This window comes from Burkholderia sp. Bp8992 (genome assembly GCF_003853705.1).
In the GTDB taxonomy this organism is placed as follows: domain Bacteria; phylum Pseudomonadota; class Gammaproteobacteria; order Burkholderiales; family Burkholderiaceae; genus Burkholderia.
Window position 1 is genome coordinate 141,944 of sequence record NZ_QTQI01000015.1, and the last position, 26,243, is coordinate 168,186.

Sequence of the window (26,243 nt, forward strand, 5' to 3'; positions counted from 1 at the left end):
ACATACCCAATAACCACACCACCCCAGCGTCACACCCACTCGCCCGGAGATTCACCGTGTCCTTTCGCCTGACCTCGCTGCTGCGCGCGCTCGCCGCGCCGCTCGCCTGCGCCGCGCTCATCGCCGGCGCGCCTGCCGCCCACGCCGACGAAACGGCGATCTGCTACAACTGCCCGCCCGAATGGGCCGACTGGGCCGCGCAGATCGCGGCGATCAAGCAGAAGACCGGCATCCGCGTGCCGTTCGACAACAAGAACTCGGGCCAGTCGATCGCGCAGCTGATCGCCGAGCAGAAGAGCCCGGTCGCCGACGTCGTCTACCTCGGCGTGTCGTCGGCGTTCCAGGCGAAGGACAAGGGCGTGATCGCGCCGTACAAGCCCGCGCACTGGAACGACATCCCCGCGAACCTGAAGGATCCGCAAGGCTACTGGTTCGCGATCCACTCGGGCACGCTCGGCTTCTTCGTGAACAAGGACGCGCTCGACGGCAAGCCGGTGCCGCGTTCGTGGGCCGATCTGCTGAAGCCCGAATACAAGGGCATGGTCGGCTATCTCGATCCGTCGAGCGCGTTCGTCGGCTACGCCGGTGCGGTCGCCGTCAACCAGGCGCTCGGCGGCAGCCTCGACAACTTCAAGCCGGGCCTCGACTGGTTCCACAAGCTGAAGGCGAACGCGCCGATCGTGCCGAAGCAAACGGCCTATGCGCGCGTGCTGTCCGGCGAGATTCCGATCCTGCTCGACTACGACTTCGATGCGTATCGCGCAAAGTACAAGGACAACGCGAACGTCGAGTTCGTGATTCCGAAGGAAGGCACGATCGCGGTGCCGTACGTGATGAGCCTCGTGAAGGGCGCGCCGCACGATGCGAACGGCAAGAAGGTGCTCGACTTCGTGCTGTCCGACGAAGGCCAGAAACTGTGGGCCAACGCTTACCTGCGCCCGGTGCGCGCGCAGACGCTCGGCGCCGACATCGCCGCGAAGTTCCTGCCGGCGAGCGAATACGCACGGGCGAAGCCGGTCGACTTCGGCAAGATGGCGGCCGGCCAGCAGGCGTTCGGCCAGCAGTACCTGCAGATCATGCAGTAAGCCGCGGGACGCAACCGATGCTCGACCTGACTTTCCCGCTGCGCTGGCGCATCGCGCTCGTCGCGCCGGCGCTGGCGGTGTTCGCCGCGTTCTGGCTGCTGCCGATGGCGTCGCTCGTGCAGGTGTCCGCCGACGGCGCGTTCTTCTCGCACTACGCGGCGCTGCTCGGCAATGCACGTTACATGAGGAGCCTCGGCGAGACGGTGGCGCTGTCCGCCGGCGTCACGCTCGCGACGCTCGCGCTGTCGACGATCTCGGGCCTCCTGCTCGCGCGCCGCGAATTCGCCGGCAAGCGCGTGCTGCTCGCGCTGCTGACGTTTCCGCTCGCGTTCCCGGGCGTCGTCGTCGGCTTCATGGTGATCATGCTCGCCGGCCGCCAGGGGCTGATCGGGATGCTGTCGGCGAAACTCACCGGCGACAAGTGGGTATTCGCGTACTCGGTTGCGGGCCTGTTCATCGGTTACCTGTATTTCTCGATTCCGCGCGTGATCGTCACCGTGATCGCGGCGGCGTCGAAGCTCGACGCGTCGCTCGAGGAAGCCGCCCGTTCGCTCGGCGCGTCGCCATGGCGCATCTTCGTCGACATCGTGCTGCCCGCGCTCGCGCCGGGCCTGATCGCGGCCGGCGCGATCTGCTTCGCGACCGCGATGGGCGCATTCGGCACCGCGTTCACGCTCGCCACCGACCTGAACGTGCTGCCGATGACGATCTATACCGAGTTCACGCTCAACGCGAACATCGCGACGGCGGCCGGCCTGTCGATCGTGCTCGGCATCGTCACCTGGGCCGTGCTTGCGCTCGCGCGCCGTTTCACCGGCCACACCGCCGCCGCCGCGGCCTGAGGATTTACGCATGCAATCGCTTTCCGGCTCTTCCGCGCCGTCACCGTCACCGTCACCGTCACCGGCGCCCGCTCCCGCGCAGGCGAACGGCGTCGCGCGCCGCGCGCCGCGCGTCACGGGTGCACGCGCGATCGCCGCGCTTCAATGGGGCGTCACGCTGCTGCTGTGCGCGTTCCTGATCGTGCCTGTCGTGATGTCCGTGCTCGCGGGCCTGACCGTCAACTATTTCCGCGGCCTGTCGAGCGGCCTCACGCTGCGCTGGCTCGAACAGGTGTGGCAGCAGTATCACGGCTCGGTCGCGCTGTCGTTCTACGTGGCATTCGCGACGCTCGCGATCGTGCTCGTCACCGGCGTACCGGCCGGCTATGCGCTCGCGCGCAGCAAGCACCGCGTCGCCCGTGCGATCGAGGAAGCGCTCGTGCTGCCGGTCGCGCTGCCGGGGCTGGCTTCGGCGCTCGCGCTGCTGGTGGTGTACGGCGGCTTCACCGCGTTCCGGATGAGCCTGTGGTTCATCGTCGTCGGCCATGTCGTGTTCACACTGCCGTTCATGGTGCGCGCGGTGGCCGCCGTCGCGGCCGGTGCCGACCTGCGCACGCTCGAGGAAGGCGCGGCGAGCCTCGGTGCGTCGTTTGTCACGCGCTTTATCACGATCGTGCTGCCGAACCTGCGCCCCGGCATCGTGGCAGGCGCGCTCGCGGTGCTCACGCTGTCGATCGGCGAATTCAACCTGACGTGGATGCTGCATACGCCCGATACCAAGACGCTGCCGGTCGGGCTCGCCGATACCTATGCGTCGCTGCGCCTCGAAGTCGGCAGCGCGTACACGATCCTGTTCCTGCTGATGACGCTGCCGCTGCTCGTGGCGATGCAGTGGCTCGGCGTCGATCCGTCCGGCACGCGCGCGCTCAAGAAGCGCACGCGCTGAATTTTTCGCAGACATGAAACTCGATTCCACTCCCATCACGCTGACCCGCTGCGCAAAAACGTTCCGCGGCACCCGCGTGCTCGAACCGCTCGACCTGTCGATCGGCGCGGGCGAAACACTCGTGCTGCTCGGGCCGTCCGGCTGCGGCAAGACGACGACGCTGCGCCTGATCGCGGGCCTCGACACGCCGGACGCCGGCGGCACGATCGCGTTCGGCAACGACGACGTCACCGCGCTGCCGATCGAGCGCCGGCAGGTCGGCATGGTGTTCCAGAACTACGCGCTGTTTCCGAACCTGACAGTGCGCGGCAACGTCGGCTACGGGCTGAAGATCCGCAAGACCGAGCCGCGCGCGCTGCGCGAACGCGTCGACGAGCTGCTCGCGATGATGCGGCTCGACGCACATGCGGACAAACCGGTCGATCAATTGTCCGGCGGACAGCGTCAGCGCGTCGCGCTGGCCCGCGCGCTCGCGGTGCGGCCGCGCGTGCTGCTGCTCGACGAACCGCTGACCGCGCTCGATGCGAAGCTGCGCGACGTGCTGCGCCGCGAGATGAACGCGCTGCTGCGCGAGCTTGGCGTGACGACCGTCTACGTGACGCACGACCAGGCCGAGGCGATGGAACTCGGCGACCGGATCGTCGTGATGGGCGCGGGCCGCATCGAGCAGATCGGCACGCCGCGCGACATCTACTACCACCCGGCGAACCGCACGGTCGCGCAGTTCATCGGCACGCTGAACCGGCTGGCCGGACAATGGCGCGACGGCGCGCTGGTGACGACAGGTGGCGCGATCGCAACGCCGCATGCCGCCGACGAATGGTTCTTCCGCCCCGAGGACGCGCAGCTCGCCGATCCCGCGCATGCACCGCTACGCGGCGCGGTCGGCGCGTGTGCGTTCCTCGGCGAGCGCACGCGGCTCACGATCGAGCATGCGGCACCCGACGCGCTCGTGATCGACGTGCCCGGCCGCATCGCGCTCGCACGCGGCACGGCGGTCGGCCTCACGATCGCGCCGGAAGGCCTGATCGCGCTCGGCGCGTAATCCGTCGTTCGGGCATCATTCATGCAGCACCCCACGGCGGCGCACGACGCCGCCCCCACAACAACCAGACGATTCCGAGAAACTTCGATGCTGCTTGCTCAAATCAGCGATCTCCACATCAAGCGGCCGGGCCAGCTCGCGTACCGGCGCGTCGACACGGCGGCCGCGCTCGCGCGCTGCATCGCGAAGCTGAACGCACTCGAGCCGCGCCCCGACGCCGTGCTCGTCACCGGCGACCTCACCGACTTCGGCCACGATGAAGAGTACGGCAACCTGCGCGGGCTGCTCGCCGCGCTCGAGATTCCGTACTACCTGATGATCGGCAATCACGACGACCGCGCCGGGCTGCGCCGCGCGTTTGCCGAGCGCGCAGAACTGCACGACGGCGAATTCGTGCAGTACGCGCTCGACGTCGGCGCGGTGCGCGTGCTGGCACTCGACTCGCAGGTGCCCGGCGCAAGCCACGGCGACCTGTGCGACGCACGGCTCGCCTGGCTCGCCGCCCAGCTCGACGCCGCACGCGACCGGCCGGTGATCGTCGCGCTGCATCACCCGCCGTTCGTGGCAGGCATCGGCCACATGGACAAGCTGCGCCTCGCGCCCGCCGCTTCCGCGAAACTCGACGCGCTGCTGCGCGGTCATCCGAACGTCGAGCGCGTGCTGTGCGGTCACGTGCACCGCACGATGTTCACGCGCTTCGGCGGCACGCTTGCGTCGGCGGTGCCGTCGCCCGCGCACCAGGTCGCATTCGACCTGCGGACCGACGCGCCATCGGCATTCCGGCTCGAACCGCCCGCGTTCGCGGTCCATCGTTACACGCCCGAAACGGGCATGACGTCGCACCACGTGTACGTCGACGAAGGCGCCGGCCCGTATCCGTTCTACGAACCGACGGGCGAGCTGGTCGACTGACGGCTGGCGGCTGATGGCCGGCGGCGGATAGCTGGTGGCTGATGGCTGGCGGCGCGCACGATGACGGCCGCCGGCCGGTTCGCCGCGCGGCCGGCAGGATTCGCGACGCTCCGGTATGATCGGCAGCCTCGACCGGCGCCCGGCCCGCCTGCGCACCCGACGCGTGCGCCGCTTGCCACGCCGCCCAACTTCGTCCGCGCCGCCATGTCCACCGCCTCCACCGACCGTCCGACCGACGCCGCCTCGCCCCATTACTCGCGCAGCCTGCTGTTGCTGCTCGCGACGATCGCGGGCGTGTCGGTCGCGAACATCTACTACAACCAGCCGCTGCTCGACAGCTTCCGCTCGGCCTTCCCGGACGGCGCGTCATGGATCGGCGTCGTGCCGACCGCGACGCAGCTCGGCTATGCCGCCGGCATGTTCCTGCTCGCGCCGCTCGGCGACCGGTTCGATCGCCGCAGGCTGATCCTGATGCAGATCGCCGGCCTGTCCGTCGCGCTGATCGTGGCGGCCACCGCTCCGTCGCTGGCCGTGCTTGCCGTCGCGAGCCTTGCAATCGGCATCCTCGCGACCATCGCGCAGCAGGCCGTGCCGTTCGCCGCCGAAATCGCACCGCCCGCCGAACGCGGGCAGGCGGTCGGCACCGTGATGAGCGGCCTGCTGCTCGGCATCCTGCTGGCGCGCACGGCCGCCGGCTTCGTCGCCGAGTATTTCGGCTGGCGCGCAGTGTTCGCCGCGTCGGTCGCGGCGCTCGTCGCGCTCGCCGCCGTGATCGTGATGCGGCTGCCGCGCAGTTCGCCGACGTCGACGCTGTCGTACGGCAGGCTGCTCGGCTCGATGTGGCATCTGGCGGTCGAACTGCGCGGGCTGCGCGAGGCGTCGCTGACGGGCGCCGCGCTGTTCGCGGCGTTCAGCGCGTTCTGGCCCGTGCTGACGCTGCTGCTCGCCGGCGCACCGTTCCATCTCGGCCCGCAGGCCGCCGGCCTGTTCGGGATCGTCGGTGCAGCGGGCGCGCTCGCCGCACCGTACGCGGGCCGCTCCGCGGACAAGCGCGGCCCGCGCGCGACCATCTCGGTCGCGATCGCGCTGCTCGCACTGTCGTTCGTGATCTTCGCGCTGTCGGCGTCGAGCCTCGTCGGGCTCGTGATCGGCGTGATCGTGCTGGATGTCGGCGTACAGGCCGCGCAGATCTCGAACCAGTCGCGCATCTACGCGCTGAAGCCCGACGCGCGCAGCCGCGTGAACACGGTGTACATGGTGTGTTACTTCATCGGCGGCGCGCTCGGCTCATCGGCCGGCGTTGCCGCATGGCATGCGTTCGGCTGGACCGGCATGTGCGCGACGGGGCTGCTGTTTGCCGCGCTCGCGGGCGGGTCCCACCTTCGCGGCGGCCGGCACGGCTGAGCGCGGCCGGCCACGACGGCGTTACGCGTCGGCGCGTGGCGCGACCGGTTCGTCGACGGGCGGCGGCGCGAACGCCGGTGCCGGATCCACCACCGCGGCGGGATCCATCACGGCCGCCGGCGTCGGCACCGCAAGCGGGACGGCGGACGGCGCGAGGATCGGCGCCGCTTCGGGAATCGCGATCTGCTCGGGGGCGGACGCAGGGTCCGCTGCCGAGACCTGCTCGGCCGTCGCGGCCGTCGGACCGGCAGCAGCCGCGCGCGCCGCCGGCCGGCGGGCCGGATCGAACACGAACGACAGCCCCACACTGCCGAGGATCGCGACGGTCGCGACCACGGTCGCCATCGTCACCGGTTCGCCGAGCAGCAGCGCACCGAGCGCGACCGCGACGATCGGGTTCACGTACATGCAGCTGCTCGCGATGATCGGGCTCGTGTGACGGATCAGGTAGCCGTACGCGACATACGCGGCCATCGTGCAGAACACCATCAGGTAGAGGAACGCGAACACCGGCCCCGCCATCACGTGCTCGATGCGTTCGCCGATCAGCCAGGCGACGAGTGTCGAGATCAGGCCGCCGAGGCCGATCTGCAGCGACGTCGACAGAAACAGGTCGGACGGCAGCTTGAGCCGCGTCGCGAGGTGCGCGCCGCCTGCCCAGAACAGCGCGCCGGCCAGCACGCAGATCGTGCCGAGCGCCGAATTCTGGGCGGCCGCGCCGCCCGAATTCAGCACGACGATACCGACCATCCCCAGCGCGACGGCCGCCCATTCGCCCTTCGTCACCGGCCGGCCGGCCACCGCCGCGATCACGGTCGCGAACAGCGGCACCGTGGCCACCATCACCGCGGCCGAGCCGCTGCTGACCGAACTGATCCCGAGCGCGATCGTGCCCGACGACAGCGCGACGAGCATCGTGCCGACGATCCCCGCGTTGCGGATTTCCAGCAGCGTCGGCCATTCGGGCTTGCGCCGCAGCGCGAAGATGAACAGGCCGATCCCGCCGAGCAGGTTGCGCAGCCCCGACAGCAGCAGCGGCGGAAACGACTGCAGCGCGAAATGCAGGCCGCTGTAGGTCGAGCCCCAGACGAAATAGATGAACACGAGCGCCAGCGCGACGCGGCCGCCGCGGCTTTGCGGCAGGCGGATCCGGAACGAAAAGCGCGCGAAGAAATCGAGGAGGCGGTCGAGCGGCGTCATCGTGCGGCCCGCCCGCACGTCACGCCGCGTGCTCCGCTGAAAGGCGCCGGCCATGCCGGCAAACGGTCCTGGCGGGACCGGGAAGGCAGAGCGAACGTGCGGGACGACATGGCAGTGCGAACGGCGACGAAAAAGAACCGGCAAGCGGCGGCAGAGGGACAAAAAAAACGTGCGCAACCACTTCGGCTGAACACGCTCGGCATTATGGCATCAAGGATTCGAAAGCATCGTCAGACCCGTCTGAAAGGATAACGACTGACGTTTCGGCGCGACATTATTCGGCCGGCGGGCGCGTGAAATCCGGGGCCGGATGCGCAGGATGCACGCGTTGCCGGCGCCGGTTTCGCACACACGCGATCGCCACCCGCAGGCGTCGGATCGAGCGTCGGCCGAACGGCCAGTCACGCACGCCGGTGCGTTCCGTCACGCCTATCGTGATGGGCGACGTGCCCTCCTCTTGCCGTCCAGAGCCGCTTTTCGAAACCCGCACATCCATACAAAATTTTGTATAATTCCACCATCCTTCCGCCGAAGCCCGTCGTGTTCGTCGGCAGCGCACTGGGCGATCTCCGCGGCTTTCCGCTGCCCGCGCGGCGCGAAGCCGGCCACCAGATCGACCAGGTACAGCGCGGCCTCGCGCCCGACGACTGGAAACCGATGCGCACGATCGGTGCCGGCGTGCGGGAAATCCGCGTGCGCGATGCGAGCGGCGCGTTCCGGATCGTCTACGTCGCGACGTTCGCCGAAGCGATCTACGTGCTGCATTGCTTCCGGAAGCAATCGGCGCGCACGAACCAGGCCGATATCGACCTGGCCGCCCGGCGCTATCGCGCCCTGATGATGGAGTCGAAGAAGTGACGACCAACGAACGCTACACGAGCGTCTGGGACGCAATCGAGGGCCGGCCGGCCGAAGCCGAGAACATGAAGCTGCGCTCCGAACTGATGATCGCGCTCAAGCAGCGCATCGCGCAGCTCGAACTCAGTCAGGCCCAGGCCGCGAGGCGGCTGGGCGTCACGCAGCCGCGCGTGTCCGATCTGCTGCGCGGCAAGATCAACCTGTTCGGGCTCGACGCGCTCGTGAACATGGCCGCGGCCGTCGGCCTGCGCGTCGACCTGCAGGTGCGCGAATCCGCGTGACGGACGAGCGCGCCTCGCGCGCCGCTCACGATCCGCCGAACCAGTTGTACCCCTGATCGACCCAGTAGCCGCCCGGGAACGTATCGGTCACGAAGATTTCCATGATGTGCTTCGGGTTCTTGTAGCCGAGCTTGGTCGGCATCCGCAGCTTCATCGGGAAGCCGTACTCGGGCGGCAACTGGCGACCGTCGTACTCGAGCGCGAGCAGCGTCTGCGGATGCAGCGCGGTGGGCATGTCGATGCTTTCGTAGTAATCGTCCGCGCACTTGAAGCCGACGTATTTCGCCCGCGTGTCGGCGCCGGCACGCGCGAGGAACGCGCCGAACGGCGTGCCGCCCCAACGGCCGATCGCACTCCACCCTTCCACGCAGATGTGTCGCGTGATCTGCTCCGCGTGCGGCAGCGCGCGAAGCTCGTCGAGCGTCCACACGCGCTTGCCCGTGACACGGCCGGACAGCACGAGGCGATAGGTCGACTCGTCGACGTGCCGCACTTCGTCGATCCCGTAGTACGCGTTGAACGGGAACGGGCGCGTGATGTCGGCTTCGGTGTAGGTCGGCGCGAGCCGGTCGGGGTTGAACAGCCACGCCTGCACGCGATCGTTCATGCGCGACACTTTCTCGAGGAACGTGTTGACCGACGCGTCGTCCTGCAACGTGCAGCCGGTCAGCATCGCGAGGCCGCCGAGCGTCAGCACGCGCCGGTTGAAGAGCCGCCGCGACGGCATCTCGAGCTCGCGGCGCACGTCGAGTTCGAGCGACTTCCGGTCGAGCGTCCAGCGCGGCTCGCCGCGGCTTTTTTCGGATTCCGACATGATGATTTCCTTCGCCCGCGATGGGGCGGTCAGCGACCGCGCAGCATCGCGAGCAGCGAGCGCGGCACCAGCAGCGCCATCGCGACGTGAACGACAAAGAAGGCGACGAGCAGCGACATCGCCCAGAAATGCACGACGCGCGCATTGTCGTAGCCGCCGAACAGTTCGCGCAGCAGCGGGAACTGCACCGACTTCCAGATCGTGAGCCCCGACAGCACCAGCACGACGAGATCGACGATCGCGGTCAGGTACGCGGCGCGCTGCACCGCGTTGTAGACGCTCAGGTCGTCGTGCGCCAGCCGCCCGCCGAGCGCGGCGCGCACGTCGCGCCACACCGATGCCGGCGTGACGGGCAACAGCTTGCGCGCGAAGCGCCCCGTCGTGATCGACATCGCGAGGTAGAACAGCCCGTTGCCGACCAGCAGCCACATCGCCGCGAAATGCCATTGCAGCGCGCCGCCGAGCCAGCCGCCGAGCGTGATGCCGTGCGCGAACGTGAACGACGGATAGATCGGCGACGCGTCGTAGATGCGCCAGCCGGACAGCGCCATCAGGATCGCCGCGAGCGCGTTGAGCCAGTGGCTCACGCGCACCCACGGCGGATGGATCGTGGGCGCGGGCGGCGTCGTACTCGCGCGATCCGTGACAGGAACCGTTTGCATGATGAAGACTCCCGGAATGATGCGACGGGACGCGATGCGCCCGCAGCCGGCCGGCCGCGCCCCGCGCGCATCGATCAGTTCGACGGGCTCATGGTGTCCTTCTTCATCGCGTCGCCCTTCGACATCGCGTCGTGGCCCATCGCGTCCTTTTTCATGGCGTCCTTCTTCATCGCGTGCTTCTTCATGCCGTCCTTCTTCATCGCGCCGTCCTTGGCCATCTCGTCGTGGCCCATCGCGTCCTTCGACATCGACATGCCATCCTTCGACATCGCATCGTTCTGCGCATACGCGCCCGTTGCGATCGTGGCAAGTGCGGCGACACAGGCAACCAGGAATACGTTTTTCATGACATCTCTCCACTACATGGGTTTAGGAGCCGAATAGACGGAGCACATCGCCGGAAATGACAGCGATGTAGAAAAAATTTTAGACGCCTGAAATGAAAGGGCGGAATGCTGCACCGCTCGGCGCTTTCCGGCCCGGCCGGGACGCGGATCGGCGGCCGCGCTTGCTGCGCTGCACCCTGCCCGGCTCGCCGGCGGCGGCACGGCGATTGCGTGGCGGCATCCGATCCGCTCCCGGTTGAAACCGCCGCCAAGCCGGTGTATCGTGTGCCCTTGCTAACGCGGGGGTCCTGCAATGCGCTCGGTCAAATTACCGGCATTGCGGGTGAGAAATACCCTTTGAACCTGATCTGGATAATGCCAGCGCAGGGAAGCGTACGGATTTCGCCGCCATCCTTCTGACGAAATCCGCCGCCTCACCAAGCCTCGTCTCCTGCTTAGCTCGAGCCCCACATTCGTCAAGGGCTCCGGGCAAGCGCCGAAGCGCCTGTCCGGCGCCCGCACAGGAGATTGCATGAACGCCAATCCGAAGTTTCTGTCCGCCGACGCCCACGTCGACGCCGCGGCTGTCGCGCCGCTGCCGAATTCGCGCAAGGTCTATGTCACCGGCTCGCAGCCCGACATCCGCGTGCCGATGCGCGAAATCACGCAGGCCGACACGCCGACCGGCTTCGGCGGCGAAAAGAACCCGCCGATCTACGTGTACGACACGTCGGGCCCCTACACCGATCCGGACGCGAAGATCGACATCCGTGCGGGCCTGCCCGCGCTGCGCCAGCGCTGGATCGAAGCGCGCGGCGACACCGAAGTGCTCCCCGGCCTGTCGAGCCGGTACGGCCTCGAGCGCGCGGCCGATCCGGCCACGGCCGACCTGCGTTTCCCGGGCCTGCACCGCAATCCGCGCCGCGCCCAGGCCGGCAAGAACGTCACGCAGATGCACTACGCGCGTCAGGGCATCATCACGCCGGAAATGGAATACATCGCGATCCGCGAGAACCAGCGCCGCGCCGAGTACATCGAGAGCCTGAAGTCGAGCGGCCCGAACGGCGCAAAGCTCGCCGCGATGATGGGCCGCCAGCACCCGGGCCAGGCGTTCGGCGCAGCCGCCTTCGGCGCGAATGCGCTGGCCGAGATCACGCCGGAATTCGTGCGCGACGAAATCGCCCGCGGCCGCGCGATCATCCCCGCGAACATCAACCACCCGGAATCCGAGCCGATGATCATCGGCCGCAACTTCCTCGTGAAGATCAACGCGAACATCGGCAACTCGGCCGTCACGTCGTCGATCGGCGAGGAAGTCGACAAGATGACGTGGGCGATCCGCTGGGGCGGCGACACGGTGATGGACCTGTCGACCGGCAAGCACATCCATGAAACGCGCGAGTGGATCATCCGCAACAGCCCGGTGCCGATCGGCACGGTGCCGATCTACCAGGCACTCGAGAAGGTCAACGGCAAGGCCGAGGACCTGACCTGGGAAATCTTCCGCGACACGCTGATCGAGCAAGCCGAGCAAGGCGTCGACTACTTCACGATCCACGCGGGCGTGCGCCTGCAGTACGTGCCGCTCACCGCGAACCGGATGACGGGCATCGTGTCGCGCGGCGGCTCGATCATGGCGAAGTGGTGTCTCGCGCACCACAAGGAAAGCTTCCTGTACGAACACTTCGAAGAGATCTGCGAGATCATGAAGGCGTACGACGTGAGCTTCTCGCTCGGTGACGGCCTGCGTCCCGGCTCGATCTACGACGCGAACGACGAAGCGCAGCTCGGCGAACTGAAGACGCTCGGCGAGCTCACGCAGATCGCGTGGAAGCACGACGTGCAGGTGATGATCGAAGGCCCCGGCCACGTGCCGATGCAGTTGATCAAGGAGAACATGGATCTCCAGCTCGACTGGTGCAAGGAAGCGCCGTTCTACACGCTCGGGCCGCTCACCACCGACATCGCACCGGGCTACGACCACATCACGTCGGGCATCGGCGCGGCGATGATCGGCTGGTTCGGCACGGCGATGCTGTGCTACGTGACGCCGAAGGAACACCTCGGCCTGCCGAACAAGGACGACGTGAAGGAAGGCATCATCACGTACAAGCTCGCCGCGCACGCCGCCGACCTCGCCAAGGGTCACCCCGGTGCGCAGGTGCGCGACAACGCGCTGTCGAAGGCACGCTTCGAGTTCCGCTGGGAAGACCAGTTCAATATCGGTCTCGATCCGGACAAGGCACGTGAATTCCACGACGAGACGCTGCCGAAGGATTCGGCAAAGGTCGCGCACTTCTGCTCGATGTGCGGCCCGCACTTCTGCTCGATGAAGATCACGCAGGACGTGCGCGAGTTCGCGGCGCAGCAGGGCGTGTCGGAAACCGAAGCGCTGAAGAAAGGGATGGAAGTGAAGGCGGTCGAGTTCGTCAAGACCGGCGCCGAGATCTACCACCGTCAGTAAGCGCAGGCAGCGATCCGCCGCGGGTCGCTTCGCGATGCACGAAGCCCGCTTTCGAGCGGGCTTTTTTGCGCATGTCGCGTGCCTGCCGACGCACGGGAAACAATTGATTACGAAACCGCGCGAGCCTTAACAAGTCCTTACAGCAGCACCGCGGAGCGGCGCGTAGATTGGGGACATGCGTGACCGCCAGCCGGTCGCGCGTCCTCCGTTCACTACCACAAGGACAACGATCATGATTTCGATTCGGCGTATTGGGGTATGCGCGCTCCTCGTCACGACGGTGGCCAGCCTGTCGGCCTGCGATTCGATGACGAGGCGCCAGCGCGACACGGCAATCGGCGCGGGTGTCGGCGGCGTCGCCGGCGCGGCGATCGGCGGCAACGCGCTGTCGACGCTGGGCGGCGCGGCAGCCGGCGGCATCATCGGCAACCAGGTCGGCAAGTAAGCGGCCGGCCGGACCCGGCGCAACCTTCGTCCAGACGGCGTTTCCGCGATGCGGAAGCGCCGTTTTCGCATGCGGCGCCGCAATATCTCCGGCAGCGGCCCGGAAATGATCGGTTACCGTTTTGCACACCGTGTCATCCGCGCGCGGCCTAAGCTTAAGCATCTGCCGATTGCCGGCTCCGCCGGAGAGACATCATGAACAGGACCTTCGTCGCCGCGGCGCTCGCCTGCGCGACGCTCGCCGGCTGCTACTACCCGTACGGGTACTATCCTGGCGGCTATTACACGGCCGCACCGGTGCAGCCGGCGCCCGTGTACGTCGATCCGGCCCCCGCCTACTACTACCCGGCGCCGGCCTATGCGCCCGCGTGGGGCGGCTATTGGGGACCGGCGCTGTCGCTCAATTTCGGCTTCGGCGGACGCGGCGGCTGGCACCACCATCACTGACCGGCACGGGCGCCGCCGGCCGGCCACCCTGCCCCCGCTGCCGGCGACTTTCCCGCTTCTTGTCATTTCATCGGATCGTGAAACGACGGCACGGTAACGCGGTGTAAGATTCATCGCATCCCGTCCCCGCCCCCACGACCGATGTCACCCAAGAACGCCTTCCTGCTGACCGTGCTCGCTGCCCTGTGGGGCGCGTCATTCCTGTTCATCCGGATCGGCGTGGTCGATCTCGGCGTCGCGCCGCTGATGGCGTTGCGCGTGGGCATCGGCGCGCTGTTTCTCACGGGCTTCGCGCTGACGCGCCTCAAACCCGCCGACCTCGGCGCGCGGCTGCGCCGCCATGCGTGGCCCTTGTTCGTCGTCGGCGCGCTGAACTCGGGCATCCCGTTCTGCCTGTTCGCGTTCGCCGAACTGACGCTGTCGGCCGGCCTGACGTCGGTGATCAATGCAACGACGCCGCTGTGGGGGGCGCTCGTCGCGTACCTGTGGCTGAAGGACAAGCTGTCGCTGCCGCGTGCGCTCGGCCTTGTGATCGGCTTTGCCGGCGTGCTCACGCTCGTATGGAACCAGATCGCGAACGCACACGGCGACACGGGCGCCAGCGCGACCGCGCTCGCTGCCGCCGCGGCGCTCGGCGCAACGCTGCTATACGGCATCGCGGCCAATTACACGAAGCGCAAGCTCGGCGGCGTCGATCCGCTCGTCAACGCGGCCGGCAGCATGATCGGCTCGTCCATCCTGCTGCTGCCGTTCGCGATCGCCACCTGGCCGGCCGCGCCGGTCAGTGCACACGCATGGGGCGCGGTACTCGCCCTCGGCATCGCATGCACGGGCGTCGCGTACTTCATCTTCTTCCACCTGATCGCGCATGTCGGCCCCGCCCGCGCGATTACCGTCACGTTCGTGATTCCCGTGTTCGGGCTGCTGTGGGGCGCACTGTTCCTCGGCGAACACGTGTCGGCCGTCATGATCGAAGGCTGCGCGATCGTGCTCGTCGGCACCGCGCTCGCGACCGGCGTGATCAAGCGGATTCCCGGCCTGCGGCCGCGCGGCGGAGAAGCGGCCTGAGGCGCCGCGCGCAGGCCGCGGACGCGCGTATACCGTTTGCGTCTGGAGTTACCCTGATACGCGCGACGCTGCAATCCCGTTACACTCGAAACACTTATCCGCAGAAGGCGGCCTCGATGCTCCACGTTCTTTCGCGTCCGCCTGCGCATGCGACTGCATCGGCGTGGCGGCTCGCTCCCGCCCCGCCGCTCGCCCCCGGGCACCGTTGACATGAAGCCCGCCCGCGACCTGTCGCTCGACTCCCTGCTCGAACGCCTCACGCCGACACCCGGCGGCTGGCTCGCCACCTATCGCACCACGACGCTGCGCAGCGTGTTCCAGCCCGTGCTGTCGATCACGCACAAGCGCGTCGTCGGCTACGAGGCGCTGCTGCGCGTCGTCGACGCGAACGGCGCGCTGGTGTCGCCCACTGCGCTGTTCGACCGGACGCGCGGCGACGCCGACGCGCTGCTGCTCGACCGGCTCGCGCGCTGCCTGCACACGGCCAACTTCGTCGCGCAAGGCATCGGCGACGGCTGGCTGTTCCTGAACGTGACGCCGCGCGTGCTCGATACGGGCCTCGTGCAGCGCGAGTTCGTCGAGGCGCTGTGCCGGCATTTCTCGTTGCCGCCGAACCGCATCGTGCTGGAAGTCGTCGAGCAACCGGCGCGCGACGAAGCCGCGCTCGCCCGCACGATCGACATGATTCAGCATCGCGATTTCCTGATCGCGATCGACGATTTCGGCACCGGATTCTCGAATTTCGACCGCGTATGGCGCGCGCGGCCCGATATCGTCAAGCTCGACCGTTCGCTCGTCGAGCGCTCGACCGGGTCGGCCGAAGATCGCCGCATCATGCATCACCTCGTGTCGATGCTGCACCAGGCCGGCGCGATGGTGCTGGCCGAAGGCGTCGAAAGCGACGACGCGCTGCAGGCGCTGATGGAAGCCGATATCGATTTCGTGCAGGGTTTCCGGTTCGGCCAGCCCGATGCGTCGATCGCGCACGCGAGCGCGGCCGCGCCCGCGATGCTCGACGCCGCGTGGCGGCGCTTCATCGGCCAGCGACATACGCCGGTCGTCGCCGAACAGCCGGGCTTCGACGCGATCGAACGGCTCGTGCTCACCGGTGCGGCCGCGTTTTCCGCGAGCGGCGACCTGCAGGACGCCGCGCAACGCGTATTCGCGGTACCGACCGCGCGCCGCGTGTTCGTCACCGACGAGACCGGCGAGCAGTTCCTGCCGTCGATCGGCGCCCGCACCGACGACGGCCTGGCGGGCACCACCCGCCTCGCGCCGCTGTTCCCCGAAACCCACAGCAACTGGTCGCGGCGCCCGTATTTCCAGCGTGCGATCGCCGCGCCCGGGCGCGTCGCGCTGATGGGCCCGCACTTCTCGCTGACGGAGGGCCGCGACTGCTATACGGCCGCCGTCGCGATCCGCGCGCAGAGCCGGCTCGTCGTGTTCTGCGTCGACTTCGTGCTCGACAGCGCGGGCACGGTGATGCGCTAGCGAGCGCGAGCCGCGGACGTCGGCCTGCGCGGGCCGCCGGCCGCTCCTGCGTCAGTCGGTCACCTTCCCTCTTCCGGACTTCACCACGCTGCGGCGCGACTTGTGCTCGAGCCGCCGCTCCTTCGACGCACGCGTCGGCCGCGTCGCCACGCGTGCGCGCGGCGTGAACGCGACGCTGCCGATCAGCGTGTCGAGCCGCGCCAGCGCGGCCTCGCGATTCTTCTCCTGCGTGCGGTATTCCTGCGACTTGATCACGACGATGCCGTCACGCGTGATGCGCTGGTCGGACAGTGCGAGGAGCCGCTCCTTGATGACCGGCGGCAGCGACGACGCACGGATGTCGAAACGCAGGTGAATCGCGCTCGACACCTTGTTGACGTTCTGCCCGCCCGCGCCCTGCGCGCGCACGGCCGTCCATTCGACCTCGGCCGGATCGAGCGTATAGCGGATCATCATCGCGAAATCTCCGTGCGACGTCGTGCGAGCGCTTCGTCGACGCGCGCCGCGAGCCCCGAATCGCGCTGCGTGCGTGTCGCGACCGCCTGCGCCAGTACGCGCCTCGGCCCGATCACCTGGACCCGCGTGCGGGCACGCGTGACGGCCGTGTAGACCAGCTCGCGCGTGAGCACCCGGCTGAACGCGGCCGGCAGCACGAGCGCGGCTTCGTCGAATTCCGAGCCCTGCGATTTGTGGACGGTCAGCGCGAACGCCGTTTCGTGCGGCGGCAGCGCAGCCGGCGACACCGCACGTGCGGTGCCGTCCGCGCGCCTGAACCACACGCGCAGCACACCGTGCGCATCGGGTAACGCGATGCCGATGTCGCCGTTGAACAGCCCGAGCGCATAGTCGTTGCGCGTCACCATGATCGGCCGCCCGGTGAACCAGTGCGCGCCGACCGCGAGCGGCACGCGCGCGGCGTGCCGCACATGGGCGGCCACGAGTGCATTGACGTGCTCCGCGCCGCGCGAGCCGTTGCGGGTCGCGCACAGGATCCGGAACCGGTTGAGCGCGTCGAACAACGGCAGCGGATCGGGCACCGGCGCGGCCAGCGCGTCGCGCAACGCGTCGAGGTACGCGCCGAAGCGACGCGCGAGCCGCTCGACCGTCGACGCGGCAAGCGTATCGCCCGAATCGTCGACGAACGACGCGGCGGCCGCGTCGTCGGCGGGCAGCGCATCGAGCGCGGCCTGCACGTCGCCGCGGCGGATCGCGAGCGACAGCCGCCCGATCGGCGAATCGAGACCGAAACGGTAATTGCGCTCGAGCCAGACGACACAGTCCGCGAGCGGGGCCGGCGCGGCGACGGCGGACGCGGCGGCGGACGCTCCGCTCGATATCGTTGCCGATGCAGCCGCCGTCACCGACGCAAGCGCCGCGTCGCCCGCGTCGAACGGCGGCAGTTCGACGGCATCGAGCCACGTGAGTTCGTCGGCTTCGATCCATGCGGGCGTGTCGCCCGCCGTGCCGGTATCGGCCGGCATCGGCGCAACGGGTAGCGCCGACGCGATTCCGGCCGACGAAGCTTCGTCATCCTGCGGCTCGTCGTCGAAAAGCGACGCCTGTCGCGGATCGGCCTTCGATCGGAGCGCCGGTTTGCGTGAAACGGAAACCGATGCCGAGACCGGGGCTGAAGCAGAAGCCGGACTCGCAGCCGGAATCGCTGCGGCCGCCGCTTCGTCCGGCACCGGCAACGCCGCGACGAACGCCGCCTCGTCGATGCCGAGCGCCTGTGCGATCCGCGTGCGTGCCGCGGCCGTAAAGGCAGGCCGCGCGCTCAGCTCCGCGAACACGGCGCCCGCTTCGACCGCGGCCAGTTGATCCTTGTCGCCGAGCAGCACGAGCCGCGCGCCCGGCGCAAGCGCGTCGAGCAGGTGCGCGGCGAGCGCGACGTCGATCATCGACGCCTCGTCGACGACGATCAGGTCGTACGGCAGCGGATTGTCGCGATGATGGCGGAACCCGGCCGCTCCGCCGCCGCCCAGCAGCCGATGCAGCGTATACGACGTGTCGGGCAGGCGTGCGGCCAGCTCGGGCGGCAGGTCGCCGGCCCGCGCATGCAACGCTTCCTGCATCCGCTGCGCGGCCTTGCCGGTCGGTGCGGCCAGCGCGATGCGCAGCCCCGGGTGCGCGTCGAGCAGACAGGCCAGCACGCCGACGACGGTCGTCGTCTTGCCCGTGCCGGGGCCGCCGCTGACGATCGTCACGCGGCCGGTCAGTGCGACGATCGCCGCCACGCGCTGCCAGTCGACTTCGCCGGTGGCCGGCCCGAAGTAGCGCGCAAGGTTGTCGCGCAGCCGCTCGGGCGACAGGCCTTCGTCCGGCACGGCCACACCGGCCTGCGCGACGAGCGCATCGGCGAGCCGTCGTTCGTAATCGAAATAGCGCGACAGATACAGGTGGTCGTGCCGGTCGACGATCAGCGGCCGCTCGTCGCCGCGCGCAAGCGTGCCGAACGCGACGACGCCGCTCGCGGCGAGCGCGGCGCGCACCTCGTCGGGCGGTGCTTCGTAGCGCTGCGCGAGCGCGCCGAGCGCGACGCAGACGTGGCCGCCGGCCGTCGCACGGCTCGTCGCGAACGCGGCGCGTGCCGCCCAGCGCGCCGCTGCGGACGGTGCGCCGGCGCGCCGCGCGAGGTCGCCGATGCGACGTGCGAAGCCCTCCGCCAGCGCGATGCCGAAATCGGCCGGCTCGGGCAGCCGCGCGACGAGGCCGCCGGTAAATTCGAGCGTGTCGTCCGACGCTTTCATGCGCGCCCCCCTTCCATCATCCGGTCGAGGGCATCGACGAGCGCACGTGTGGGCCGGCGCGCATGCACGCCGGACGGCTCGCCGCCGCTGCGCCAGTCGGGCCGCACGCCGCGCACGAACAGGTACAGGTAGCCCGCGATGTGCGTGTCGTAGTCGTAGTCGGGCAGCCGCGCGTGCAGGTAGCGATGCAGCGCGACCGTGTAGAGCAGCGCCTGCAGGTGATACGCGTGATCGGCCATTGCGACGTCGAGCGCGCGCGGGCCGTAGGCATCCGGCGTCGTGCCGAGATGGTTCGACTTCCAGTCGACGATCCAGAAGCGGCCGTCGTGTTCGACGATCATGTCGATGAAACCCTTGATGAAACCGGCGAGCATGCCCGCCTCCAGTGCAACGTCCGGATAGCCGTGTGCGACCAGCAAGCGGCGCAGCGCCATCAGGTCGAGCGACGCCGGGAACAGGAAGCCCATTTCGTCGAGCCGCTTCGCCGGATCGAGATCGGCGAGCCGCATGCCCGGCACGAGCTCGGTGTGCACGACGTCGTCGACCAGCTGCGCCATCATCGCCGGCAACCGCGCGGCGAGCTCGGGCACCGCCTCGACCGGCCGGTCGTGCAGCGCACCGAGCGCGGCCTTGTGCCACGACTCGCGCTCGGTGAAGCGGCTGAGCTCGAACAGCCGGTGCAGGCATTCGCCGGCTGCCGCGCCGCGCGGGAACACGAGGATGTCGTCGTCCGGCGGTTCGGCCGCGGCCGGCTCGGCGAAGATCCATTCGCCGTCCGGCGTCACCTCGGCAAGCGCATCGTGATCGGGCCGCAGCTCGTCGTCGGGGACGGCCGCGACGCCCGCTTCCTCGCGCGCCATCGACGCGGTCAGCGAGCTGAAGCTCGCCATCCGCCACGCGTCGCGCAGCACGCGCGTCGCATGACGCGCCGCGAGCGTCTGCGACGCATCGTGCCCGGCCGCGAGACGCTCGCGGCGCGCAGGCGCCGGCAGCGGCGCGACGCTCACGGGGCCGCCCGCGAGCGCCTGCCACGCCGTTTCGAGCGCCGCTTCGTCGGGCGGTTCGTCGAGCCACGCATCGAACGACTGGCCGGCGCCGGCGACGAGCCAGTTGAGCACGCTGCGCCGCGCTTCACGCGTCGAGCGCGACGACAGGTACGGGCCGGCCACGACATAGCAACGGTAGACCGCGCGCGTGAGCGCCACGTAGACGAGACGCGCGCGTTCCGCGGCCTGCTCGCGCAACGCCTGCCGCGCCGCGTGCGCGGCCGCCTCGTCGTCGCATCCGTAATGCAGCACGGCGTCGCCCGCCTCGTCGTGATACTCGCGCGCATCGGGCAGCGCGGACGAAGGCGGTTCGCGCAGTCCGCCGTCGTTCAGGAACGGACAGAACACGATTGCGTATTCCAGCCCCTTCGACTTGTGCACGGTCACGATCTGCACGAGGTTGCGATCGGATTCGAGCCGCAACTGCGCTTCCTCGCCGCCACCGTCGAGCCGTTGCGCGGCGAGCCAGCGCAGCGTGGGCGCGATGCCCGGCTGCGCGGACGCGCGCGCCTGCGTCAGCTCGGCCAGATGGTTGATGTCGGTCACGCGGCGCTCGCCGTCCGCACCGGCCATCAGCCGCTCGGCGATCCGCAGCTCGCGCGTGAACGTGCGCCACATCACCGCAAAACCGCGCTCGCGCCACAGCAGCCGATATCGCGAGAAGCGCTCGACCCAGCTCATCGCGTCGGTGCCGTCGGATGCTTCGCCGCGTGCCTCGCCGTCGCCCTGCTCCATCCGCCACAGCGCGCCGGCATCGAGGCCGAACCAGTCGGACGCGAGCGCCGCGCGCAGGCGCCGCAGGTCGCCCGGCGCATCGATCGCCGCCAGCACGCGCTCGAGCTGCTCGGCGTCGCCGGTCGAGAACACCGACGCCTGCGCCAGCTCGACGCTGCCGATGCCCCACGTGGCGAGCACGCGCTTCACGAGACTGCCCTGCCGGTGCGTCTGCACGAGCACCGCGATGTCGCCCGGCGACAGCGGCGACTCGCCGAGCCGCACGTGCCCTTCGCGCGCGCCGCGCATCAGCCGCGCGATCTCGGCGGCGCAGGCCTGCGCGGCCTGTGCCTGTGCATCGCGCTTGAGCAACGTGCCTTCGCCGCCCGGCAACGCCCAGACCCGGAAGTCACCGGCCGGGCCCGGATCGGTTTCGTCGACGAACGGCACGCGCACGCGCGTGCCGGCGCGCACCGCGTAATAGTCGAGCCCGTCGAGCACGAAGGCACGCGGATTCGACATGAAGAACCGGTTGCACGCCTCGACGATCGCGGGCGTCGAGCGCTGGTTGACCGCGAGCGTGTAGCACGCGCTCGCTCGCGCGCGCGCCGCGAGATAGGTATGCAGATCGGCCGCGCGGAAGCTGTAGATCGCCTGCTTCGGATCGCCGACGAGGAACAGCGGGCCGCCCGGCGCGAAGATCCGGTCGAAGATCGCGAACTGCAGCGGGTCGGTGTCCTGGAACTCGTCGATCAGTGCTGCCGGATAGCGCGCGCGCAGCGTCTCGGCGAGCCACGGATGCGCATGCAGCGCGTGATACAGGTTCGCGAGCAAGTCGTCGAACGACACGACCCGCCGCGTGCGCTTGCGCTCGGCCAGCTCGCCCGGCGCCACGTCGAGCCAGTCGGCGATCAGCGCGAGCCAGCGCGCGCGCTGCGCGGCCTCGGCGGCGGCCACCGCGGCTTCGAGCGCGTCGGCGACATCGAAGAACGCGTGCTCGGGCGTCGCGCCGCCTTTTTTCGTCGCTTTCACCAGCGCGGATTGCGTGAGCTTCAAGGCCGCTTTCGGCAGCGCGGCCGTCGCATCGCCCTGTGCGAAATGCGCGGCCCATGTGGCCAGCGCATCGGCGAGCGCATCGGGCTTGTGCGAGCGCTGGTTGAGCGCGGGCTGCGCGGTGCGCAGCAACGCATCGATTGCATCGCGCTCGGCCGCCCACAGCCGCGCCGCCTCGGCGAAGCATTCGGCCGCGGCGGCCTCGGCCGACTCGTCCGGCTCGGTCACGCCGTCCCAGCGCAGCGCGGCGAGCGGCTTCTTCAGCCGGCGCGCGAGCTGCGCATCGAGCGCGGCCGGACCGGCGCCCGATTCGACGAGCCAGGTGGCGAAACCCGGCCAGCGTGCGGCCGCCGGCTCGACACGCGTGCGCCAGAAATCCGCCGCGAGCTCGAAGCGCAGCGACGCATCGTCGGCCTCCATGTCGAACGCGAACGGCATCGCGGCCGCGAACGGCGCTTCCTGCAGTGCACGCTGGCAGAACGCATGGATCGTATGGATCGCGGCCTGGTCGAACGCGCGCAGTGCGCGCCGGATCCGCTTCGCGGCCGTCTCGGGATCGAGCGCACCGGCAGCGCCGAGCGTGGTCTCGAGCAGGCGTGCGATGAACGGATCGCCGCCGTCGTCACCCGTGTCGAGCGCATGCGCAAGCTGCGCGAGCCGGCTGCGAATCCGCTCGTGCAGCTCGGCCGTCGCCGCCTTAGTGAAGGTCACGACGAGAATTTCGTCCGCGCCGAGATCCTTCTCGAGCAGCAGGCGCACATACAGCGCGCAGATGTTCCAGGTCTTGCCGGTGCCGGCCGATGCCTCGATCTGGTTGACGCCGTCGAGCGGGCACGCGAACACGTCGAGTTCGAGCGCCTGCTGCGGCTGCGACACGGCGCTCATGCGACCTCCTTCAGATGCTCGACGAGCGGCTCGAACACGAGCCGCGCGAGCGTGCCGAACGGCTCGTCGAGCGACGGGTGCGCACCGCGCCACGCGATCGCGATGGCCGGATCGTCGGCTTCGCTCACGACGCGCTCGTTGATCCAGACACTCGCGGCCTTGGCCTCGCCGTCGGATACCCTCGCCCACGCGCTGCGCGGAAAGAACCGCAGCGGCATGCGCCGCCCCGCACGAAACAGCGCGGCAAGCGGCGCGAGCCGCTCCAGCGGCGCCGCGACGGGCGTCAGTTCGAACGCACCGCCGCTGCCGAACCACAGCGTTCGGCGCGGGCCGTCGGGCTCGACCGCGCAATAGACGAGATGCGCGAGCCACGCGGACAGATAGTCGCGCGCACTCGGCCGTGCATAGCGATAGATGATCTGGCCGGCCGGCGTCAACCGGTTCAGCGTGCCGTGCAGTTCGAGCGGTGCGCTTACCGCATCGGCCGACAGCATCGCGTCGTCAGTGCCGAACAACGCCTGCTCCGTATCGGGCCACACCGGTACGACCGTGAGCGAGAACGGCCGCCGCTCGATGCCGTCGGCCAGCGCGCGGCGTACGCTCGACGCAAGCTGCGTCATCGAGCCCAGCGCCTGGTCGCGCCACACCGCGCCCGTCGCACCGCCCGGCAGTTCGGGGCTCGCGTCGGCAATGCGCAACGCGTGATCGTGCACGCCGCCCTCGTCCGATTCGATCAACAGCGGCAACACGCGTTCGGCGAGCGCATCGCTGCCGGCGAAGTCGAGCGAGAACGGCTCGGTATCGAGCAGTTCGGCCTGTGCATCGGCAAGCACGATGCCGAGCCGGCCGCGCAGCAACGCGCGCGCCGGATGACGCCAGAAGCGCTCGAATTCGCTGAACGCGACGGGCTCGACCGGTTCGGCCGGCAGCGGTTGCGCGAAGAACGGCAACTCGCGCGGGCCGTCACGCGACGCCTCGGCGGCGAGCAGCGACGCCTCGGCGGCGAGCAGCGACGCAAGCGTCGCCCGCTCGGCGTCATAGGACACGAGTGCGCTGCCCGGCTGGAAATACGCGGCCGCGAACGGTTGCAGCGGATGCTCGACGATGAACGCGCGCCGCGCGGCATCGACCTCGTCGGGGGCAGCGTCGGGGCCGGCCGTGACGATCGCCAGATGATCGAGCAATTCGTCGACGAGTGCGGCCGGCGGCAACGGCGCGTTGTCGCGAATGCTGCGCCCCGTATAGGCGATCAGCAGCCGGTCGCGTGCGGCGAGCAGCAGGTCGAGAAACAGGTTGCGCTCGTCGTCGCGGCGCTGCCGGTCGCCGAGCTTCGGCAACACGGCCATCAGGTCGAACTCGTCCGCGCGCGCAAGGCTCGGCAGCACGCCGTCGTCCATCCCGAGCAGGCAGACGACGCGATACGGCAGCCCGCGCAGGCTCGTCAGCGACGAGAACGTGACACCGCCCCACGGCACGCCGCCGCGCGCCGGATCGTCGAGCGCCGCGGCCAGCCCCGCGCGGACGACGGCAGCCGGCAACGCTTCGTCGGGCGCCCCCTCCGTCATCGCGGCCAGCATCGCATCGAGCGCGTCGCGCACGCCGGCCAGCGCATCCGCATGCGCGGCGCCCGAATCGAAGAAGCGCGCGAGCGTGTCGGCGAACAGTTCGCTCCAGCCGCCCGGCGTGTGCGATTCGGCCAGGCGACGCGCAAAGCCGTCGAGATCGTCGGTAAAGCGTGCAAGCCGGCCGAGCAGTTCGGCCTCGCTGCCCGTGGCCGCCTCGATCGGCAGCCACGCGCCGATCGGCGCCGCGCCTTCCGGCATCGCATAGCCGAGAAAGAGCCGCGCGAGCGCATCGGAGAACGTGTGGCGCGGCGCGGGCACGGCCGCGTCGTCGCTTGCGAGCGGCGACAGTCCGCGCCGCGCGCCGGCGGCCGCGAGCCAGGTCTGCACCGTCTCGAGCGCGGCCGCGTCGATGTCGTAGCGCGCGGCCACCGCGTCGACGCGCAGCCACTCGACCAGCTCCGGCGCGCCGACCTGCCGTTCCGGCAATGCGAGCCAGTCGAGCAGCACGCGGGCGACCGGGTTTGCCTGCGACGGCGGCAGGCCGGTGACCCGGTAAGGCACGCGCGCGCCGCCGGCACCGGCCGTGCCGAACACGGCATCGATCAGCGGCCCGGCCGCCGCAAGGTCGGCCACCGCGACCAGCACGTCGGACGGCTGCAGGCTCGCGTCGGCGTCGAACCACGCGAGCAGGCGGTCGTGCAGCACCTCCAGCTGGCGCGCGAGACTGTGGCACACGTGCACCTCGATGCCGCGCTCGGCCGGCGTGCCGCCGGTTTCGGCCTCCGGCTCCAGTTCGAGGATCGCGTTCTGCACGCGTGCAAGCCACGTGGACCCGGGATTCTCGACGAAGCGCGATGCATCGCCCGACGCGGCGCTTTCAGTCAGTTCGTGCAGCATGTGCAGTTGCGCCTGCGTCTGCCTGCCCCACTCGGCGAGCAGCGGATGCCCGACTTCCTGGTAGTCGAGCCGCCCGGCCGCGTCGAGCGCCTCGGCATGCGCGGCCGTGACGATGTCGAACCAGAATTCGCGGCACGGATTCAGCGCATAGACGCGCACGTCGATCCAGCGCGACAGCTCGCGCAGCAGCGCGACGTGCAGCGGCGGCATCGTCGGCAGCGCGAACACGCTGACCGATTCCGGCCAGTCCGCACGTGCGATCGTTTCAGCGTCGAGATGGCGCGCCTCGACGAGGAAGCGGTGCGCGGGCGGCGTACCGCTGTCGCTCAGCTCGGCGAGCAGCGCGCGCCACAGCGCGGCCTGCCAGCGCTCGTCGTCGCGCGCGGCGTCGCTGATCCCGCGCGGCGCGGCGTCGCCCGCGAGCACGGATTCGCCGGCCTGCCACGCGGCCAGCCATTCGGGACGATAGGTCAGGTAATGATCGAGCACGGCCGCGACGCGGTGCGCGAGCTCGTAGCGCATCGCATCGTCGGATGCGGACAGATACGCGGCCAGCCGCGGCGACGCGAGCCACGGCGCGCCGCCGGCCACCTGCGCGAACAGCCGGTAGCAGCGCCACACGAGGCGGTCGGGCGCGAACGGCGAACGCTTGGGGACCTCCATCACGCGGCCGATCTGCGCCCACAGCCATTGCGCGAGATACGTGAACTCGACGTTCGCGCACACGCCGTTGCGCGCGGCGATGTCGAGCTCGAGGCGACGGCGCAGCGCCGCGCTCGGCACGATGACCTGTTGCGGCGCCCACGGGCCGTTGCGGGCCGGGAACGCGGCCAGATCCTCGAGCAGCGCGTCGGCCAGCGTTTCGTGACGATTCGAATAGAAGAGATGGAGCATGAAGCAGGCGTCGGAACCTCGCACCGGCCGGACCGGGCGAACAGGATCACCAAGGATAGCAAATGGACCGCCGCCGCGAACCTCGGCCGGAAAGCCAGGTTTTGCGGACCGCGAAATACGATAGACTCGTCGCCAGTCAATACGCCGCCCCCGGGCCTCTTCGTCTGCCATTCA

21 protein-coding genes and 1 riboswitch are annotated in these 26,243 nt (G+C 69.5%); of the genes, 13 read left to right on the forward strand and 8 right to left on the reverse strand.

From position 1 onward, the window contains the following. Nucleotides 1–56 precede the first annotated feature (56 nt). The 6 genes from DIE03_RS22220 to DIE03_RS22245 all read left to right on the forward strand — a co-directional run bounded on the left by DIE03_RS22220 (nt 57) and on the right by DIE03_RS22245 (nt 6,213). Entirely contained in the window at nt 57–1,085 is a 1,029-nt protein-coding gene (locus tag DIE03_RS22220) for an ABC transporter substrate-binding protein (protein ID WP_124454044.1), read from the forward strand. A gap of 17 nt (nt 1,086–1,102) precedes the next feature. Beyond that, nucleotides 1,103–1,927 (forward strand): ABC transporter permease, encoded by an 825-nt coding sequence (locus DIE03_RS22225; RefSeq protein WP_124454046.1) that lies wholly within the window; start codon nt 1,103–1,105, stop codon nt 1,925–1,927. 10 nt (nt 1,928–1,937) lie between these two features. Further along, nucleotides 1,938–2,852 carry an ABC transporter permease gene (locus tag DIE03_RS22230; RefSeq protein WP_124454048.1) on the forward strand — a complete coding sequence of 305 codons (915 nt, stop codon included), beginning with the start codon at nt 1,938–1,940 and terminating at the stop codon, nt 2,850–2,852. A 13-nt stretch (nt 2,853–2,865) separates the two neighbouring features. Further along, nucleotides 2,866–3,897 carry an ABC transporter ATP-binding protein gene (locus tag DIE03_RS22235; protein ID WP_124454050.1) on the forward strand — a complete coding sequence of 344 codons (1,032 nt, stop codon included), beginning with the start codon at nt 2,866–2,868 and terminating at the stop codon, nt 3,895–3,897. Between the two features lie 87 nt (nt 3,898–3,984). Then, nucleotides 3,985–4,809 carry a phosphodiesterase gene (locus DIE03_RS22240; RefSeq protein WP_124454052.1) on the forward strand — a complete coding sequence of 275 codons (825 nt, stop codon included), beginning with the start codon at nt 3,985–3,987 and terminating at the stop codon, nt 4,807–4,809. Between the two features lie 204 nt (nt 4,810–5,013). Then, complete coding sequence (locus DIE03_RS22245; RefSeq protein ID WP_124454054.1) at nt 5,014–6,213, forward strand: MFS transporter; 1,200 nt, start codon at nt 5,014–5,016, stop codon at nt 6,211–6,213. Nucleotides 6,214–6,234: 21 nt separating this feature from the next. Here DIE03_RS22245 and DIE03_RS22250 read toward each other — a convergent pair whose 3' ends face one another. Then, nucleotides 6,235–7,413 carry an EamA family transporter gene (locus DIE03_RS22250; RefSeq protein ID WP_124454151.1) on the reverse strand — a complete coding sequence of 393 codons (1,179 nt, stop codon included), beginning with the start codon at nt 7,411–7,413 and terminating at the stop codon, nt 6,235–6,237. Nucleotides 7,414–7,917: 504 nt separating this feature from the next. Between DIE03_RS22250 and DIE03_RS22260 the strand changes: the two genes are divergently transcribed. Then, entirely contained in the window at nt 7,918–8,271 is a 354-nt protein-coding gene (locus DIE03_RS22260; protein ID WP_124454056.1) for a type II toxin-antitoxin system RelE/ParE family toxin, read from the forward strand. After that, nucleotides 8,268–8,552 carry a helix-turn-helix domain-containing protein gene (locus DIE03_RS22265; RefSeq protein ID WP_124454058.1) on the forward strand — a complete coding sequence of 95 codons (285 nt, stop codon included), beginning with the start codon at nt 8,268–8,270 and terminating at the stop codon, nt 8,550–8,552. Before DIE03_RS22260 ends, DIE03_RS22265 begins: the two co-directional genes overlap by 4 nt. Before the next feature lie 25 nt (nt 8,553–8,577). Here the strand turns inward: DIE03_RS22265 and DIE03_RS22270 are convergent, their stop codons facing one another. From DIE03_RS22270 to DIE03_RS22280, 3 genes are all read right to left on the reverse strand, one after another. Then, on the reverse strand, nt 8,578–9,366 hold the full coding sequence (locus DIE03_RS22270) for a molybdopterin-dependent oxidoreductase (RefSeq protein WP_124454060.1): 789 nt from the start codon (nt 9,364–9,366) through the stop codon (nt 8,578–8,580). Nucleotides 9,367–9,395: 29 nt separating this feature from the next. After that, entirely contained in the window at nt 9,396–10,028 is a 633-nt protein-coding gene (locus DIE03_RS22275; RefSeq protein ID WP_124454062.1) for a cytochrome b/b6 domain-containing protein, read from the reverse strand. Between the two features lie 74 nt (nt 10,029–10,102). Next, nucleotides 10,103–10,375, reverse strand: a complete 273-nt coding sequence (locus tag DIE03_RS22280; protein ID WP_124454064.1) for a pentapeptide MXKDX repeat protein — start codon at nt 10,373–10,375, stop codon at nt 10,103–10,105. A gap of 270 nt (nt 10,376–10,645) precedes the next feature. Further along, nucleotides 10,646–10,762: riboswitch (TPP riboswitch) on the forward strand. Nucleotides 10,763–10,886: 124 nt separating this feature from the next. Between DIE03_RS22280 and thiC the strand changes: the two genes are divergently transcribed. The 5 genes from thiC (at nt 10,887) to DIE03_RS22310 (ending at nt 16,268) form a co-directional block, all read left to right on the forward strand. Next, nucleotides 10,887–12,818, forward strand: coding sequence for a phosphomethylpyrimidine synthase ThiC (thiC, locus tag DIE03_RS22285; protein ID WP_124454066.1), 1,932 nt, complete (start codon nt 10,887–10,889; stop codon nt 12,816–12,818). A gap of 232 nt (nt 12,819–13,050) precedes the next feature. Beyond that, nucleotides 13,051–13,263: a glycine zipper 2TM domain-containing protein gene (locus DIE03_RS22290; RefSeq protein ID WP_124454068.1), complete on the forward strand. Its 213-nt coding sequence runs from the start codon at nt 13,051–13,053 to the stop codon at nt 13,261–13,263. Between the two features lie 194 nt (nt 13,264–13,457). Beyond that, nucleotides 13,458–13,709: a hypothetical protein gene (locus DIE03_RS22295; RefSeq protein ID WP_124454070.1), complete on the forward strand. Its 252-nt coding sequence runs from the start codon at nt 13,458–13,460 to the stop codon at nt 13,707–13,709. Between the two features lie 141 nt (nt 13,710–13,850). After that, nucleotides 13,851–14,777, forward strand: coding sequence for a DMT family transporter (locus tag DIE03_RS22300; protein WP_124454072.1), 927 nt, complete (start codon nt 13,851–13,853; stop codon nt 14,775–14,777). A gap of 210 nt (nt 14,778–14,987) precedes the next feature. Next, entirely contained in the window at nt 14,988–16,268 is a 1,281-nt protein-coding gene (locus tag DIE03_RS22310; RefSeq protein ID WP_124454074.1) for an EAL domain-containing protein, read from the forward strand. Nucleotides 16,269–16,319: 51 nt separating this feature from the next. On the opposite strand, the gene arfB is transcribed toward DIE03_RS22310, so the two are convergent. The 4 genes from arfB to recC are packed head-to-tail and all read right to left on the reverse strand — an operon-like array spanning nt 16,320 to nt 26,069. After that, nucleotides 16,320–16,724 carry an alternative ribosome rescue aminoacyl-tRNA hydrolase ArfB gene (gene arfB / locus DIE03_RS22315; RefSeq protein WP_124454076.1) on the reverse strand — a complete coding sequence of 135 codons (405 nt, stop codon included), beginning with the start codon at nt 16,722–16,724 and terminating at the stop codon, nt 16,320–16,322. Then, nucleotides 16,721–19,015, reverse strand: coding sequence for an AAA family ATPase (locus tag DIE03_RS22320; RefSeq protein WP_124454078.1), 2,295 nt, complete (start codon nt 19,013–19,015; stop codon nt 16,721–16,723). The genes arfB and DIE03_RS22320 overlap by 4 nt, the downstream gene beginning before the upstream one ends. Continuing rightward, nucleotides 19,012–22,713 (reverse strand): exodeoxyribonuclease V subunit beta, encoded by a 3,702-nt coding sequence (gene recB, locus DIE03_RS22325; RefSeq protein WP_124454080.1) that lies wholly within the window; start codon nt 22,711–22,713, stop codon nt 19,012–19,014. The genes DIE03_RS22320 and recB overlap by 4 nt, the downstream gene beginning before the upstream one ends. Then, nucleotides 22,710–26,069: an exodeoxyribonuclease V subunit gamma gene (recC, locus tag DIE03_RS22330; protein WP_124454082.1), complete on the reverse strand. Its 3,360-nt coding sequence runs from the start codon at nt 26,067–26,069 to the stop codon at nt 22,710–22,712. Before recC ends, recB begins: the two co-directional genes overlap by 4 nt. Nucleotides 26,070–26,243 lie beyond the last annotated feature (174 nt).

What these genes read in the sequence shown, in the direction of transcription:
- arfB (WP_124454076.1), bottom strand. Translation starts at nt 16,724, where the DNA reads ATGATGATCCGCTATACGCTCGATCCGGCCGAGGTCGAATGGACGGCC.
- DIE03_RS22230 (WP_124454048.1), top strand. Translation starts at nt 1,938, where the DNA reads ATGCAATCGCTTTCCGGCTCTTCCGCGCCGTCACCGTCACCGTCACCG.
- DIE03_RS22320 (WP_124454078.1), bottom strand. Translation starts at nt 19,015, where the DNA reads ATGAAAGCGTCGGACGACACGCTCGAATTTACCGGCGGCCTCGTCGCG.
- DIE03_RS22245 (WP_124454054.1), top strand. Translation starts at nt 5,014, where the DNA reads ATGTCCACCGCCTCCACCGACCGTCCGACCGACGCCGCCTCGCCCCAT.
- DIE03_RS22290 (WP_124454068.1), top strand. Translation starts at nt 13,051, where the DNA reads ATGATTTCGATTCGGCGTATTGGGGTATGCGCGCTCCTCGTCACGACG.
- DIE03_RS22280 (WP_124454064.1), bottom strand. Translation starts at nt 10,375, where the DNA reads ATGAAAAACGTATTCCTGGTTGCCTGTGTCGCCGCACTTGCCACGATC.
- DIE03_RS22240 (WP_124454052.1), top strand. Translation starts at nt 3,985, where the DNA reads ATGCTGCTTGCTCAAATCAGCGATCTCCACATCAAGCGGCCGGGCCAG.
- DIE03_RS22275 (WP_124454062.1), bottom strand. Translation starts at nt 10,028, where the DNA reads ATGCAAACGGTTCCTGTCACGGATCGCGCGAGTACGACGCCGCCCGCG.
- DIE03_RS22250 (WP_124454151.1), bottom strand. Translation starts at nt 7,413, where the DNA reads ATGACGCCGCTCGACCGCCTCCTCGATTTCTTCGCGCGCTTTTCGTTC.
- DIE03_RS22270 (WP_124454060.1), bottom strand. Translation starts at nt 9,366, where the DNA reads ATGTCGGAATCCGAAAAAAGCCGCGGCGAGCCGCGCTGGACGCTCGAC.
- recB (WP_124454080.1), bottom strand. Translation starts at nt 22,713, where the DNA reads ATGAGCGCCGTGTCGCAGCCGCAGCAGGCGCTCGAACTCGACGTGTTC.
- DIE03_RS22235 (WP_124454050.1), top strand. Translation starts at nt 2,866, where the DNA reads ATGAAACTCGATTCCACTCCCATCACGCTGACCCGCTGCGCAAAAACG.
- recC (WP_124454082.1), bottom strand. Translation starts at nt 26,069, where the DNA reads ATGCTCCATCTCTTCTATTCGAATCGTCACGAAACGCTGGCCGACGCG.
- DIE03_RS22300 (WP_124454072.1), top strand. Translation starts at nt 13,851, where the DNA reads ATGTCACCCAAGAACGCCTTCCTGCTGACCGTGCTCGCTGCCCTGTGG.
- DIE03_RS22310 (WP_124454074.1), top strand. Translation starts at nt 14,988, where the DNA reads ATGAAGCCCGCCCGCGACCTGTCGCTCGACTCCCTGCTCGAACGCCTC.
- DIE03_RS22225 (WP_124454046.1), top strand. Translation starts at nt 1,103, where the DNA reads ATGCTCGACCTGACTTTCCCGCTGCGCTGGCGCATCGCGCTCGTCGCG.
- thiC (WP_124454066.1), top strand. Translation starts at nt 10,887, where the DNA reads ATGAACGCCAATCCGAAGTTTCTGTCCGCCGACGCCCACGTCGACGCC.
- DIE03_RS22295 (WP_124454070.1), top strand. Translation starts at nt 13,458, where the DNA reads ATGAACAGGACCTTCGTCGCCGCGGCGCTCGCCTGCGCGACGCTCGCC.